Below are 13,172 nucleotides of genomic sequence, written 5' to 3'. Positions count from 1 at the left end.
GCGGCGGTGGATCGAAGCGTCACGCATCGCGCCTATGTCGAGATGCGCGCGGCGTTGATATCGTGCCAGTTGCCGCCGGGTTCACGACTCAACATCTCGCAACTGCAACGCGATCTGGGTGTCAGCCAAGCCGCGGTGCGGGAAGGATTGTCGCGGCTGGCCGCCGAGGAACTGGTTACGATAGAACGCAATAGCGGCTTCCGCGCCGCCCCCGTTTCGGCGGAGGGCTATCGCGAGTTAGCGAATGCATGCCTGACGATCGAGCTGACATTGCTCGATTCTTCGGTGAAAAATGGCGATTATGCGTGGGAAGGTGCCCTGCTGTCCTCTTATCACATCGCTTCCCGCATACTGAGCGAGGCATGCGACGTACCGGCCAGCATGAATTCCTATGTCCAGCATCGCGAGCAGTTCCACCGCACTCTATTCTCCTGCTGCGACAACAAATGGCTGCTCTGGTCGTGGTCGCTGCTTTACGCCCAACAACTCCGCTACCGGCAGACATTTCTCCAGCTCGCGATGTTCGAACGTGGCCTGCATGAAGACTACCGGAAATTCATCGATGCCATCATTGAACGCGATGTCGTCAAAGCCGCCACGCTCTGGAGCGAAACCCATCACAAAGTGGTGGATTTCATTGAATCGAACCTTGAAGCGCCCCTTCCCGGCAAGGATGGCGCAGCCCCGCGGCGGCGACGGCGACGAACAACGTAGCTGTCGGAAAGAAACGTCGTTGGAGCCTGAACGCTCGCGCAAGCCGCTGGAATTTCGCTGGACGATGCAACATATCGTGCATAATGTGATGGCAATACTGGAATGATGCTCCTCCGGCGGTGATCTGGAAGTCGCAATGTCAGCGTGCTGGCCACGAACGCCAATGAATAGCGATAACCTGCCGGGACAAGCAGGCAACGCAGAGCATGAGGACCAGAACGAGGGTGTCAACATGGCATTCGACGCCAGGTTGCTCGCCGCCGGAGAGGAGAAGGAATGAACACGCTTGTGGATAAAGCCGACGCGACAGCCGCGGTAGAGGGGTTCACCTCATCATGGTTGGCGCATGACATTGATCGCAAGGCCACTTTTCTGACCGGCGACTTCGTCTTGTGGAACAATTGCGACCATATCGAAGTCCCCCATGCAGCAGCGATCAAATCTTTCCATTGGTTGACGACAGTAACGCGTAACAACCAATATTATGATGTGCGCCGAAATCTGACATCTTTTGGCGTGGTTCAGCAGCATCTGGCATCATTCGATACGGATCAGGGCAATTTCCGCGGCATTCCGATGCTGCTCGTCTTTCACACGCGCGGTCGTCGGGTTTCGCGATGCGAGACATATCTCGACAGCACCGGCTTGCCGAAGCTGGAATGGCCGAAAGGGGTCCGCTTCTTCTAAACTCGTTCCATAATATTAGTTTGAAGGATCTTCTTCATGAACGACGCATCAGGCAGGTCCGAAGCGATTGCAGCCGTAGAAAAGTGGAATCATTATTGGGGAGAGCGCGACCTCGACGGCATGAAGTCGGTCGCGGCGGACGACTTCATCCAATGGCATGCCACAGTGCGGAAGGAACTGAACAAGGACGAAGAATTCGACATGCTCGTCGAAGCACTCAAGGTCATGCGGATACGCTTCAAGGATATCGAGCTTACGCCCATGAACGATAACAGGGTGTTACAGCGGTGCAAGGCGGACATCACAGTTAACGGAGTCACCCGCAACGACGTACCCTTTGCCATGGTCTTCCACACAAGAGGCCAGCAGATCACGCGATGTGACGAATATATGGATGGCCTGTCGCTTCCACCGATTGATTTCACTCCTTCCTGAACGCCAATCTTTCAGTTTTATCCGGCGGACGATAGTTCAACTCCGGCTGTCAATCGCTCGGCGCGCCTCGATTTCAGAACGGATTTCTGCATGGCGCTGCGGCGTCAGCCGCATCATCCGCGCGGTCAACCCCGCCAGCAGATAGAGACACATGGGGACGAAGCCATAGAGGATCGTCACGCCGGAAAGCGCGGCCGTACTATTGTCCGCACTGCCGGGCCTGAAGCCGATCAAATCCAGCGCGAAATAGACGATGCCGATCGACAGCGCCTGCCCGAACTTGTGCGTTACGGTGAGCAGGGCAAAGAGGAGACCTGTTCGGTCCTGACCGCTTACCAACTGATCTTCGTCGGAGACATCCGCCATGATCGAGCGGGGCAACATGTCCGCAGCGCAGGCGGCCGCTCCACCGAGGATTGCCATGCCGCCAAAATACCACAGATTGCCGGGCGGCATCGCAGTCATGAGCACCATATATGCAGCAAATCCTACCGATCCCACCATAAGCGCACGGTGCTTGCCAATGCGGTTGGCGAGCATCGACCAACCTGGGGCCGCGACAATGCTGACCAGATAGAACCCTACGAATTGCAGTCCGACATATTCGAAAGGCACCTTCTTCAGCATGGTGAAGAAGAAGAGGAAAACCGAAGCACTGATGCCCAGCCCCAGGCCAAGAAGAAGTTGCGTCGTGAGTATGAGGCGAGCAGACCCCAAAGTGAACAGGCCAGTATAATCGCGCAGCTTCGCAGCATGGGCCAGCGGCGGAGCCTTCTCCTCGCGCACATAAAACAGCGTGACGCCTATGGTGACGGGAACGGCGCCCAACACGAACCAGCCCATCGTACGAACGGTAAAGCTGCTGTCATCAGAGATCCGTTCCGCAAAGAGGATGGGCATCAGCATGACGAGGATAAGCCCGAGGGTGTTGAAGATCTGCCACCATGCGAACACGCGCGACCGCTCCCGATAATCCGGCGTGATGGCCGCCCCCATCCCCATCTGCGCGAGAATGACGATCGAATATCCTGCATAGGCCAGGACGAGACCCAACGACAGATAGAGCGGCCCCACGCCCTCGTCCGCCATGAACAGCACCCAAGCGCCCAGCATCACCAGCGGGCCACCCAGAAGCAGCCATGGCCGGAATCGCCCGAAGCGGGTCCGCGTCCTGTCCATCAGATTACCGGCAAATGGATCGAAAAGCAGGTCTGCCAGACGTACAACGGTAAAGATCAGGCCGACTATCGACAGGTTCAACCCGAGCCGATGGGCGTAATATTCGGGAAGGTAGATGATCAGCGGCAAGGTGAGTGCGGCCATTGGAAGCGCCGGAGCCGCCAAGGCGGCAAGAGTGCCGTTAGAAAGATGTCTGGCCATTCACGCATCCACTATTCTGTTTGTTCGGGAAATCTATCCGGTATCGTACGCCCTCCTCCTGTCATTCGACGGGGTCAGCTACTCATGGATCAATCATGGTTGATCTGCCCCTCGTGACTGGATGGTCAAAGGATATGGGTGATCGGCTTTTTCAATGACCATCATGAATGCCCTTGATCCGCCTTCCCCGATATTCCAGAATAGTACATGGATTATGCTATCATATAATGATTTTGGAAGCGATGACGGTGGCGTCCGCCGTCCGTTGCCAGCCTGAGCACGAAAACCCGGAGGAGGTCTCATGAAGAGAATGGAGGGCAAGGTCGCCATCATCAGCGGCAGCAATGGCGGCATCGGAGCGGCGGCCGCGCAACGGCTTGCAGGCGAAGGCGGCAAGGTCGTCCTCGCCGACATCGATGTCGATGGCGCCGAGCGCACGGCCGAGCAGGTGCGCGCCACAGGTGGCATATGCTTTGCGCTCCATCTTGACCTTAACGAAGAGAGCAGCATCGAACACGCCATCGAACACACCGCTAATGTATACGGACGTATCGACGTGCTGCTCAACAACGCCGCCGATACACGCGGCGAAATCATGTCGCAGGACGCTGCTATGGAGTTTATGGACGCGAACATTTGGGACAGCGTCTTCCGGGTCAACGCGCGCGGCACAATGTTGATGATCAAGCATGTGCTGCCGCATATGGTGAAGCAGGGTGCTGGGTCCATCATCAACACGAGTTCAGGCGCCTCACTGCGTGCCGATTTGTTCCGCCCGGCCTATGCGGCCTCCAAGGCCGCGATCAACATGCTGACCGAGTATGTCGCGGCGCAATATGGGAAAAAGGGTATCCGCTGCAACGCCGTGTCGCCTGGACTCGTGGTGACGGAAACTACGCGCCAGAACCAAGGCCACAATATGGATCTTTATCTTGCCCACCACCTTACCGAACGCTTGGGCGATCCGGACGATATCGCGGCTATGATTGCATTGCTGGCATCGGACGACGGCCGGTTTATTACCGGACAGATTATCCCAGTCGATGGCGGCATCTCCACGCATTTCCCCCATGTCGCGGATACGCGCGGCGGGATCGACGCCTACAAGAACTGAGGAGTAGCGAGATGGGTAGACTGACGGACAGAACCGCCATCGTCACAGGCGCCGGGGTCGGCATCGGCGCCGCCACCGCGCGGCGGCTCGCCTCGGAAGGCGCGCAGGTCGTGCTGGCGGACATCGATCTTGCCGGTGCGGACAAAGTCGCGGCGGATATCCGGGAACAAGGCGGAGACGCCATCGCGCTACCGTTCGATCTGGCCGACGAGGTCAGCATAAAGAAGCTGATCGACGATACGCTGGCGCATTATGGCAAGGTAGAGGTGCTGTTCAACAACGCCGCCGACACCCGCCCCGCTGTGCTGGAGAATGACGGCCCCGCTATGGACCTTCCCATAGAGATTTGGGACCGCACTTTCCTGTGCAACGCGCGGGGAACGTTTCTGGCGATCAAATATGCTCTGCCGGCGCTGATAGCATCAGGCCGCGGAGCGATCATCAATACAAGTTCGGGCGCAGCGCTTCTCGGCGATGTCGCCCGCACCGCCTACGCTTCGGCCAAGGCAGCGGTCAACACGCTGACGCTCTATGTCGCTACCCAATATGGCAAACAGGGGATCACCTGCAACGTCGTCTCGCCAGGCATGGTTCCGACCGAAAACAGCCGGGCCAACCAGCCGGAGATGATCAAGGCCGTGGTGCGCCATCACCTGACGCCGGAACTTGGATATTCCGAGGATATAGCCGCCATGGTCGCGCTTCTGGCATCGGACGAAGGGCGTTTCGTAACGGGCCAGATCCTGCGGATCGACGGCGGCGTGACCAAGGCCTTTGCCCATGTTGCAGACAATCGCGAACAGTTCGAGGCGCATTGTAGAGCGAATTGGGGGACCATATAAGGGCAGGCGACGGCGACGCGCCGCCTGCTTTCCCGTCAGCAGATCATGGCCCCGTCGATCAGGAATTCGGCACCCGAAACATAGCTGGCATCGTCCGACGCCATGAACACGACGACGCGGGCGAACTCATCAGCCCCACCTACCCGGCCAAGCGGGATTATCGATTTGGCGTTTTCCCGCACGGAGGGCACCAAAGATGGCGTTTCGACCGCACCCGGTGTCAGCGTCACGACGCGGATATTGTCGGGCGCCAGTTCCTTGGCTCCCAGCCGGGTCATGCCGCGCACGCCCCATTTGGACACGCCATAGGCAAAGTAGCCAGGGAGGCTGGTGAAGGCGAGACCCGACGCGATGTTGATGATCGCGCCACCACCATTGGTCTTCATCGGGCCGCACACGGCCTTCATGCCGAGGAAGGAGCCGACGATATTGACGTCCAGCATCCTGCGGAGAAACGCGGCGTCGGTGTTGTCGAAGGTGTCAGCCTTTGTGATGCCGGCATTGTTCACCAAAATGTCGATCTTGCCGAACGTGTCGAGGGTGCTTGCGACCACTCCCGCCCACCCCTCTTCGTCCGCGACGTCATGCTCTATCGCGATGGCGCTTTCTCCAATTTGCCCGGCGATCTCGCGCGACGCATCGCCGACGATGTCGGTGATCACGACCTTCGCGCCTTCGGCTGCAAACATTCGCGCTTCTTCGGCGCCCATGCCGCTGCCAGCGCCCGTAATGATCGCTACCTTGCCCTCAAGTCTCATTCCACTCTCCCCTATGTCCAGACGCTCGACCGCCGACTTGCCATCAGTTCAGCGTGGCGTGCGAACCGCCGTCGATCCGATAGTTAGTGCCGGTGATGTATGATGAATGGACACTCGCAACAAAACAGATGAGCGCGGCAATCTCATCGACCCGCCCTGTCCGGTTGACCAGGCTGCGCCATTGCCGGGCGAACCGCCGCTCTAGGCCATCGAGGTCCTTCTCCTCCCAGCCGTTCGCCTCTCCAATAGCCGGCAGATAACCCTTCAGGGTTTCGGTCAGTACATTGCCGGGGCTGATCGTATTTACCGTAATGCCGGTGTTCGCCAATGCCTTCGCGAGTCCCACCGACATGTTGACGAGAGCCGCTTTAGACGGGCCATAGGTCGGGAAATCCGGTGGTGGTTCGGTATAGGCGCCACTCGCAATATTGATGATGCGCCCCCAACCCTCCGCCTTCATCCCACCGACGCAGGCGCGCACCGTCCGGACCGCTGCAATGACATTCGATTGGTAGGTTTCGGCCCATTGATCAGGTGTCGCGTCCGTCCAGGCATGCGCGAACGGCTCATAATGGCCCAGATTGTTAACAAGAATATCGATGCCGCCATAGGCCGATAGCGCCATCCGCATCACCATTTCGGCTGATTGATCGTTACTGAGATCGCCCAAGGCAATCGCCACATCGCCGCCATTTCCTTCGATTTCGAAGCGAATGGCCTCCGCCCGCTCGGCGTTACGACCATGGATGACGACCTTTACCCCTTCGCTTGCAAGCATCCTGACTGTCGCCGCGCCGATGCCGGACGTACTGCCAGTCACCAACGCCCTTTTTCCTGCGATTCCGAGATCCATGTTCGCCCTTTGGTAGGATTGCACCGCATAAGAACAGCCGCCACATTTCCAGCAGACGCGGAATCCGATCTGTACCGGTGCAGTCGAAAAGCAGCGCACTCGCTTGACGACGCGGCTTTTTCCGATAGCCAGTCTATTCCGCTGCGATCCTCGCGGCTGCGATATCGTTCGCGGCAGCTTCCGAAACTGCGGCCAGATGCTTGCAGAGGCCCTCTTGCTCACCGAACTGCACGATTTTCTTCGCGCCGCTTTCCATCACCATCTGCTGTTGCACAAGTGCGAGATTGTCTTCCATCAACGTATCGCGATTCAGCGCCAGTGAATATTGCACAGCGAACTGGTTCCGCAGGCTCTGGGGCCGTTCAAAGTGATAGACCGCCTCCCAGTAGCACTTGTTCGCCGCGATCGGCCAGAAACGATGCAGCCACCAGCCGCCAAGTGAGAGGTGAAAGATAAAGTGAGGGTAAAGCACGAATTGATCGTTACCCCAGAAGTTAGAGCGCGTGGGGTTTATATCCTCATGACCGGCAAATGTTTCCTCCGGCTTATCCTGAGCGCCGGTGTCGGCGATCACCATTTGCTGCGCGTTCATGAAGGAAAATGCCTGTACGAGCTTGGCTGGTGATAATTCGAAGTCGGGATTGCGCGGTACGGAATTCATCCGATGCGCGCCGAGATATTCGACGTGGAGCGGATGAACAAAGGGGTTGTCCGTCGACGACAGCATCTTGCTGACGGTACGGGCGTGGAGTGCCCGGACGTGATAAGCCTCGCATTGCGCCTCAATCGCGAGCTTCCAATTGGCGTCAATCATCGAGCCGACACGAGCCGTGTAAGGATAGCTGGCAAAGGGGACGTTCTTGAGCCGTTCGGTCAGCGGCCCCAGATAGTCGGCCAGCGACTGCGTACCTTCCAGATCAAGGTTGATAAAGATCAGACCTTCCCAAGTCTCACAGCGGATGGGGGTAAGGCCGCTCTCTTTCTTGTCGACATAGCTGAAGCAGGCTTCGTCAGGGATATTGATGAGATCCCCTGCCCAGTCGAACATCCAGGCGTGATAGGGACAGGAAAACTTGCCCCCGCGGCCTTTCTCGTCCCAGACGAGCTTCATCCCGCGATGCGAACATATATTGTGAAAGGCGCGGATCTCACCATCCTTGCCACGCACGATGATCACCGAAACCGACCGCACCTTGACCTCGCGGACAATCCAATCGCCGGGATTGACCAATTCGGCCGTCTCGGCGACGTTCAACCAAACGCGGCCGAAAATTTCCTTTTCCGCCTCGAACCGCTCCTGCTTGTAGTACACGCCGAGATCGACCTTGCCGGTTTCCATGATGAAGGGGTCAGGCCGCAGTTCACCAGTACCCAGGTCAAAAGGCGTCAAGACTGGCTGCTGCATACCCATATCAGGTCTCCTCTACGCAGTCGCCAATTGAGTGGCGCGCGATTCCTATGATGAGCGGTCGGCGCCGCTCATCTTGTTCGAGAGCGATATAGCAGAGACGCGAGGGACATCCAAAGTTCGCCGCTTTACACACCGTCAACATTCGGCCCGGCGCCAGCCCCCTTCAGACCATACCTTCTCCCGGTCGGCCCGCCTTTTTGGTGAGTTGTGCCGTGTCGAAATATTCCTCCCCCCGATAAACCTTGCCTTCGCGAACCTCGGCGACGAAACAATAGGGTGAGGAGATGTTCTCTCCGGCCAGAACGCCGGTCATCGTCGCCTGCAAGATGAAGCCTCGCTCGGTTATCGTGATCTTGAGGTCTTCGTTCTTCTGATTCTCGAACATCGCATGCGCCGCCTTCAACGTCTCGACGAATTCCGCGCGCGAGCGATATTGCGGATCGAAGTTATACCACATGGTGAAATCATCATGCAGAACAGTCTGGAACTTGTCCGTATTATGCTCTTCCGAAACACTTGCCCAAAACTGGGCCAGGCGCATCGCTTCATCGCGATCAATCGTCACCGACATCCTCCATCCGAAAACTTGTTATCGACTATGGCTATCCATAGGCATCGACTGGTCGACACCTGTCTGTGGGCAGGCCGATATTACGCAAAGATCGCTCGCGATGCCAACTTGGCCAACTGCTGCCCTCTGCACGAATGAGAAGTCGGCTGATTCCGCCTTATGCCCTCAACGCGCGCAGGATGAATTCAACTGAGTGGGCACGCCAATAATTTGCATCGGTTTCTGCGGATCGACCCACAAACCGCTCGAACATTCCGCGTGAAGACACGCACCCCGAAACGATGATCGTCGTCATGAATTCCAGCATGTCCGACCCGATGAAATCACTGAAAATGCCATCTGCCTGGCCTCTTTTCAGCACACGATCGATGCGCTGGTAGAGGTCGAGTTGCATGCGCCGCGTCTCGCCTCCCGGCAATCTGATGTGAGCGCCCCCATGCAGGCTCTGGTCGACCGTGAGCAATCCGATGGCCGGATCGTCAAGAAAGTGGTCATAGACCCCTTCTATATAGGCGCGAATTGCCACCTGCGGTTCCATGGCGTCGAAGTCGATGACAAGCAGCCGCCTGTACGCCTCCCGCGAAATCTCCTTGGAGAGTTCGGCATAGAGTTCCTCCTTCCCGTTGAAGTAGGAATAAACGAGCTGCTTGCTGACCTGGGCCCGACGCGCGATATGCTCCATTTTGGTGCCATCGAAGCCATTCGTGATGAATTCCTGTCGCGCAGCGGCAAGAATTTGCCCGATCGTGCGGGAAGAATCGCGCGCAACGCGTGCCTTGCCTGTCAGGTCAGGGTCGGTCATACACATGGACGCCCGGACAGCGGGCAGCAAAAAAGGGTCCCGATCATGGCGCCAATATAATGCGCCACGGGAGAAATCACATCCCTGCCGCAAGCCAAGAGCAGTTTTCCCAATGGGGAGGGGCAAGAGCTGACATGAAACGCCTGTCGGGTTTCGCAGCAGAAAGAGCGGAGCGAAGCGCTTCGCCTTATGTCGCCATGGGCACATCGCTCGTCGCAAAAGCAACCGCCCCGAGCGGGGCTCTGCATATGAGAGGAAGATGAAATGCGCGCTGCAGTTTTCCGCACGGACAGGCGACGACTCGGAATCGAACTGGTAGCCGATCCGACGCCTGCGGCCGGGCAAGTAGTTGTAAAAGTGCATCGTTGCGGCATCTGCGGCAGCGACTTGCACATGGCGGAAGGACACAGCTACGCTTTCGACGACGGCGCGGTTCCCGGTCATGAGGTTGCGGGCGAAGTGGTGGCGACGGGCACCGGTGTCGAGAACCTTGCCATTGGCGATCATGTCGCGGTCTTGCCTTTCCTGACCTGTGGCGAATGCGTGGCCTGCAAGACGGGCGACGCGGTCGGTTGCACGGCATTCGGCATGTTCGGCGCATTTGGAGTGACGGGGGGCTATGCCGAATATTTACTGACTAACGCGCTCTGGTGCGTGAACCTGCCACGTTCGCTGAGTTTCGACGATGGAGCGTTGGTGGAGCCGCTGGCAGTGTCATTGCGTGCCGTGCGCGCTTCGGGAATCCAGAGCGGCGATCGCGTGCTCGTCATGGGCGCAGGGGCGATCGGGCTGGCCGCCGCTTATTGGGCGCGACTTTCCGGCGCTGAACGAGTCGTGATGTCCGCCACCTCTGACCGCCGAGAGGAGATCGCGCGGGCAATTGGCGTCGACGCATTCATCCTGCCCGAGGAAGGGCGCACCTTTGCGGAACAAAGCGCGGAAGCGCTCGGGAGGCCCGCCGACATTGTATTCGAATGTGCTGGCGTCGCCGGTTCGCTCGATCAGGCGGTCTCCGCGGTTCGTCGCCGGGGCATGATCGCCGCACCCGGCTTCTGCTGGATGCCAGACACCTTCTCGGCCATGCCAGCCATGATGAAAGAGGCGACGATCCGCTATACCAACATGTACGACACACGCGAGTTCGAGATCGCCATCGGCGCGCTCGACAACGGGCATGTGGAACCGCGAGCCATGATTACCGACACCGTCCCGCTCGACAATGCGCCTGCCATGTTCGAGGAACTGCGCGGCCGCAACAATCACTGCAAGGTGATGATCAAGCCTTGGTGACCTGATGTTCCGGGCTGTCGATGCGCCGCAACCCGATATGCCGATCGCTCGCGCACCTCTCTTTGGATGCAGTGGACGCGGCGTCAATATCGAAGCCTCGCCAATACAGACCGGATTGTGCATAGTCTCAGTATCACATGGCGCCGGCACCCAGACCAGCGACCGGGGCTGCTCGGAAAGAACGATTTCAGCGCCAGCCATAGAGAATGGCGCGAAATTGGGGAGAGATGATTTATGATTGAGGCAGTTTCCCTTCCAGCAGGGTTCGAAGCGCTTGCGCCCTATGCCGGAACGTGGGGCAAGCTTGAGGATCAGGCGGAACGCTACCTCTTCCGCCAGCAGAGCAGCATGAAGGATCTGAAGGCTTTCTACGACGCCACTGCGCCGCGCCTGAAAGAGATTTTCGACCATCTGGACAAGTTCCCGATGGACCGCCTGCCAGCTTCAGAGGCTCTCCTCTACCGTACCGCCTTGGGCCTGACCGAGGCAGCGATGGCGATCGAGGTGTTCGATCAACCGGGCGTGCCCTATGCCCCCTTCCCGCATCACATGGCCATCGAATGGAACGAGTATAAATAGGTTTGCAGCGTCCGGGGGCATCCCTCAAAGTTCGCCGCCAGCCATCTTATTCCAGACCTGATCGAGCATCATCATGACGACATTGCAGCTTCCAGAGCAATTTGCCTTCCTACAGCCTTTCGTGGCTACCTGGGGCAATCTGCACACGCAGGATGAACGGTACAGGAAACGGCAGGAACTGGCCTATTCCGATTTGAAAGCGTTCCACGCCGCGCTCGCTCCTCGTCTGGAGGAGATATTTTCCTATCTCGATGGGTTCGATCCGATTGCGCTGCCGGAGCAGGAGGCATTGCTGCTGCGCGTGATATTGGGCCTGACTGAGGCCGCGCAGGCGGTGGAAATCTTCGAACAGCCGCATGTGCCCTATGCTCCATTCCCGCACAGCGTCAAAATGGAATGGGTAGGCTACCGGCCACATTGAAGCGGCAAACCGCTTGGCGGAAGAGGATAACATATGGTCGACATCAGCCAATATATGACCAAGGCCCACGACATGGGCCTCGTCGATGGCACAGTGCCGGTGGAATATTATACCTCGCCGGAATATTTCCAGCGCGAGCAGGCGATGATCTTTCGACGCGCATGGCTCATGGTCGGACGGGTCGAGGAGGTTGGAAATCCCGGCGATTTCGTGGTGCGTAAAATACCGACCCTCAGCGCGAATGTCATCATCGCACACGGAAAGGACGGGCAGGTCCGCGCCTTCCACAACAGTTGCTCGCATCGGGGAGTGGCGCTTGTCTGCGAGGAGCGGGGCAATGCGCTGACGTTCCGCTGTCCCTATCACGCATGGCTGTATCGCATCGACGGCTCCCTAAACGCGGTGCCATCTGCACAGGACTTCCCACATGTGGACAAGGCCAAGAACGGACTTGCGCCGATCCATCTCGACACATGGAACGGGTTTATCTTCCTGAATTTCGCCGACACGCCGGAAGTTTCGCTCCGCGAATTCCTCGCAGGCCTGGACGTGATGCTGGATGGAGCGCCGTTCGACCAGTTCCCCTTCTACGTGCAAGTGACCGATGAGATCGACTGCAATTGGAAGAACCTCGTCAATGCCTTCAACGAGGGTTACCATGTCGCCATATTGCATCAAAAGACGCTGCGTCCGGCTGTGGTTCCTCAAGAGAACCCACATCTCAACTATCTCGACATCAAACAGTTCGGGCCGCACAGCGCGGGAACGGTGCAGCGCAATTTCGACTATAACCCGGACGCGCCGGTCCTGAGCTGGGTCTATTCCCAGATGCTGCCGACATCCGCCCCCGATCAACAGGCCATCGCCGAGGGCCGGGCGGGTTTCTACGAGCATCCGGGGATCAATCGGCTCAATATCCCGAACTTCGGAACCGAGACCATCACGATCTTTCCAAATATTTCGCTTCAGCCGTTGGCAAACGGATATCTATTCTATCAGTTCTGGCCGCTGAGCCACAACCGCATGCGGATGGAAGTACGAATCTATAGCCGTCATGCGCCGAAGAACCTGCGCGAGGAATTCGCGATGGCCCACACGCTGGCGGCGACGCGCGATGTCGTTGTCGAGGATATGGCGATGTCACGCCTCCAGCAGATCGGGCTGGAAACCGGCGGCAAAAAGGTACAGAATTTCGGCGAGAACGAACCATTGCTCCGCATGTTCACGCGTGACTACGAAGCCTATCTGGCGGGCGGCGGGATGCTTCCCGGGCAACATAGCGCGGAAGCGGCGGAATAAAGCAGGCTCGAGGGTA

General features: G+C 58.2%; 15 protein-coding genes. 9 read left to right on the top strand and 6 right to left on the bottom strand.

What is annotated here, in order from left to right:
• Positions 1-6 precede the first annotated feature (6 nt).
• The 3 genes from ATN00_RS07940 (at position 7) to ATN00_RS07930 (ending at position 1,836) form a co-directional block, all read left to right on the top strand.
• The gene (locus ATN00_RS07940; RefSeq protein WP_197413696.1) at positions 7-714 is read left to right on the top strand and encodes a GntR family transcriptional regulator; all 708 of its coding nucleotides are present in this window, start codon (positions 7-9) and stop codon (positions 712-714) included.
• A gap of 276 nt (positions 715-990) precedes the next feature.
• Complete coding sequence (locus ATN00_RS07935) at positions 991-1,401, top strand: hypothetical protein (RefSeq protein ID WP_062063732.1); 411 nt, start codon at positions 991-993, stop codon at positions 1,399-1,401.
• A 36-nt stretch (positions 1,402-1,437) separates the two neighbouring features.
• Complete coding sequence (locus ATN00_RS07930; protein WP_062063731.1) at positions 1,438-1,836, top strand: DUF4440 domain-containing protein; 399 nt, start codon at positions 1,438-1,440, stop codon at positions 1,834-1,836.
• A gap of 36 nt (positions 1,837-1,872) precedes the next feature.
• On the opposite strand, the gene ATN00_RS07925 is transcribed toward ATN00_RS07930, so the two are convergent.
• Positions 1,873-3,216, bottom strand: a complete 1,344-nt coding sequence (locus tag ATN00_RS07925) for an MFS transporter (RefSeq protein ID WP_082635131.1) — start codon at positions 3,214-3,216, stop codon at positions 1,873-1,875.
• Positions 3,217-3,517: 301 nt separating this feature from the next.
• Here ATN00_RS07925 and ATN00_RS07920 point away from each other — a divergent pair, with 301 nt between their 5' ends.
• Both ATN00_RS07920 and ATN00_RS07915 read left to right on the top strand, forming a co-directional pair.
• A complete protein-coding gene (locus ATN00_RS07920; protein WP_197413695.1) occupies positions 3,518-4,330 on the top strand; it encodes an SDR family NAD(P)-dependent oxidoreductase in 813 nt (270 codons plus the stop codon).
• A gap of 11 nt (positions 4,331-4,341) precedes the next feature.
• Positions 4,342-5,172 carry an SDR family NAD(P)-dependent oxidoreductase gene (locus ATN00_RS07915; protein ID WP_062063726.1) on the top strand — a complete coding sequence of 277 codons (831 nt, stop codon included), beginning with the start codon at positions 4,342-4,344 and terminating at the stop codon, positions 5,170-5,172.
• 35 nt (positions 5,173-5,207) lie between these two features.
• On the opposite strand, the gene ATN00_RS07910 is transcribed toward ATN00_RS07915, so the two are convergent.
• The 5 genes from ATN00_RS07910 to ATN00_RS23635 all read right to left on the bottom strand — a co-directional run bounded on the left by ATN00_RS07910 (position 5,208) and on the right by ATN00_RS23635 (position 9,597).
• Positions 5,208-5,930, bottom strand: coding sequence for an SDR family NAD(P)-dependent oxidoreductase (locus ATN00_RS07910; RefSeq protein ID WP_062063724.1), 723 nt, complete (start codon positions 5,928-5,930; stop codon positions 5,208-5,210).
• Between the two features lie 43 nt (positions 5,931-5,973).
• Entirely contained in the window at positions 5,974-6,750 is a 777-nt protein-coding gene (locus ATN00_RS07905; RefSeq protein WP_197413694.1) for an SDR family NAD(P)-dependent oxidoreductase, read from the bottom strand.
• A gap of 166 nt (positions 6,751-6,916) precedes the next feature.
• The gene (locus tag ATN00_RS07900) at positions 6,917-8,194 is read right to left on the bottom strand and encodes an aromatic ring-hydroxylating oxygenase subunit alpha (RefSeq protein WP_062063721.1); all 1,278 of its coding nucleotides are present in this window, start codon (positions 8,192-8,194) and stop codon (positions 6,917-6,919) included.
• Between the two features lie 163 nt (positions 8,195-8,357).
• A complete protein-coding gene (locus tag ATN00_RS07895; RefSeq protein WP_197413693.1) occupies positions 8,358-8,759 on the bottom strand; it encodes a nuclear transport factor 2 family protein in 402 nt (133 codons plus the stop codon).
• 163 nt (positions 8,760-8,922) lie between these two features.
• A complete protein-coding gene (locus ATN00_RS23635; protein ID WP_197413692.1) occupies positions 8,923-9,597 on the bottom strand; it encodes a TetR/AcrR family transcriptional regulator in 675 nt (224 codons plus the stop codon).
• 234 nt (positions 9,598-9,831) lie between these two features.
• Between ATN00_RS23635 and ATN00_RS07885 the strand changes: the two genes are divergently transcribed.
• The 4 genes from ATN00_RS07885 to ATN00_RS07870 all read left to right on the top strand — a co-directional run bounded on the left by ATN00_RS07885 (position 9,832) and on the right by ATN00_RS07870 (position 13,156).
• Entirely contained in the window at positions 9,832-10,857 is a 1,026-nt protein-coding gene (locus ATN00_RS07885) for a zinc-dependent alcohol dehydrogenase (protein ID WP_062063716.1), read from the top strand.
• 234 nt (positions 10,858-11,091) lie between these two features.
• The gene (locus tag ATN00_RS07880; RefSeq protein WP_062063714.1) at positions 11,092-11,436 is read left to right on the top strand and encodes a hypothetical protein; all 345 of its coding nucleotides are present in this window, start codon (positions 11,092-11,094) and stop codon (positions 11,434-11,436) included.
• A 73-nt stretch (positions 11,437-11,509) separates the two neighbouring features.
• Positions 11,510-11,857 carry a thymidine kinase gene (locus ATN00_RS07875; protein WP_062063712.1) on the top strand — a complete coding sequence of 116 codons (348 nt, stop codon included), beginning with the start codon at positions 11,510-11,512 and terminating at the stop codon, positions 11,855-11,857.
• Positions 11,858-11,890: 33 nt separating this feature from the next.
• A complete protein-coding gene (locus tag ATN00_RS07870; protein ID WP_062063711.1) occupies positions 11,891-13,156 on the top strand; it encodes an aromatic ring-hydroxylating oxygenase subunit alpha in 1,266 nt (421 codons plus the stop codon).
• Positions 13,157-13,172: the final 16 nt, after the last annotated feature.

This window comes from Sphingobium baderi (assembly GCF_001456115.1).
Taxonomy (GTDB): domain Bacteria; phylum Pseudomonadota; class Alphaproteobacteria; order Sphingomonadales; family Sphingomonadaceae; genus Sphingobium; species Sphingobium baderi_A.
The sequence above is the reverse complement of the archived record's forward strand: the minus strand, read 5'-3'. Positions and strand labels throughout refer to the sequence as shown.

Excerpts from the sequence above, each read along its gene's own strand:
- ATN00_RS07935 (WP_062063732.1), top strand. The coding sequence starts at position 991 with ATGAACACGCTTGTGGATAAAGCCGACGCGACAGCCGCGGTAGAGGGG.
- ATN00_RS07930 (WP_062063731.1), top strand. The coding sequence starts at position 1,438 with ATGAACGACGCATCAGGCAGGTCCGAAGCGATTGCAGCCGTAGAAAAG.
- ATN00_RS07925 (WP_082635131.1), bottom strand. The coding sequence starts at position 3,216 with ATGGCCAGACATCTTTCTAACGGCACTCTTGCCGCCTTGGCGGCTCCG.
- ATN00_RS07920 (WP_197413695.1), top strand. The coding sequence starts at position 3,518 with ATGAAGAGAATGGAGGGCAAGGTCGCCATCATCAGCGGCAGCAATGGC.
- ATN00_RS07915 (WP_062063726.1), top strand. The coding sequence starts at position 4,342 with ATGGGTAGACTGACGGACAGAACCGCCATCGTCACAGGCGCCGGGGTC.
- ATN00_RS07910 (WP_062063724.1), bottom strand. The coding sequence starts at position 5,930 with ATGAGACTTGAGGGCAAGGTAGCGATCATTACGGGCGCTGGCAGCGGC.
- ATN00_RS07900 (WP_062063721.1), bottom strand. The coding sequence starts at position 8,194 with ATGGGTATGCAGCAGCCAGTCTTGACGCCTTTTGACCTGGGTACTGGT.
- ATN00_RS07885 (WP_062063716.1), top strand. The coding sequence starts at position 9,832 with ATGCGCGCTGCAGTTTTCCGCACGGACAGGCGACGACTCGGAATCGAA.
- ATN00_RS07880 (WP_062063714.1), top strand. The coding sequence starts at position 11,092 with ATGATTGAGGCAGTTTCCCTTCCAGCAGGGTTCGAAGCGCTTGCGCCC.
- ATN00_RS07875 (WP_062063712.1), top strand. The coding sequence starts at position 11,510 with ATGACGACATTGCAGCTTCCAGAGCAATTTGCCTTCCTACAGCCTTTC.
- ATN00_RS07870 (WP_062063711.1), top strand. The coding sequence starts at position 11,891 with ATGGTCGACATCAGCCAATATATGACCAAGGCCCACGACATGGGCCTC.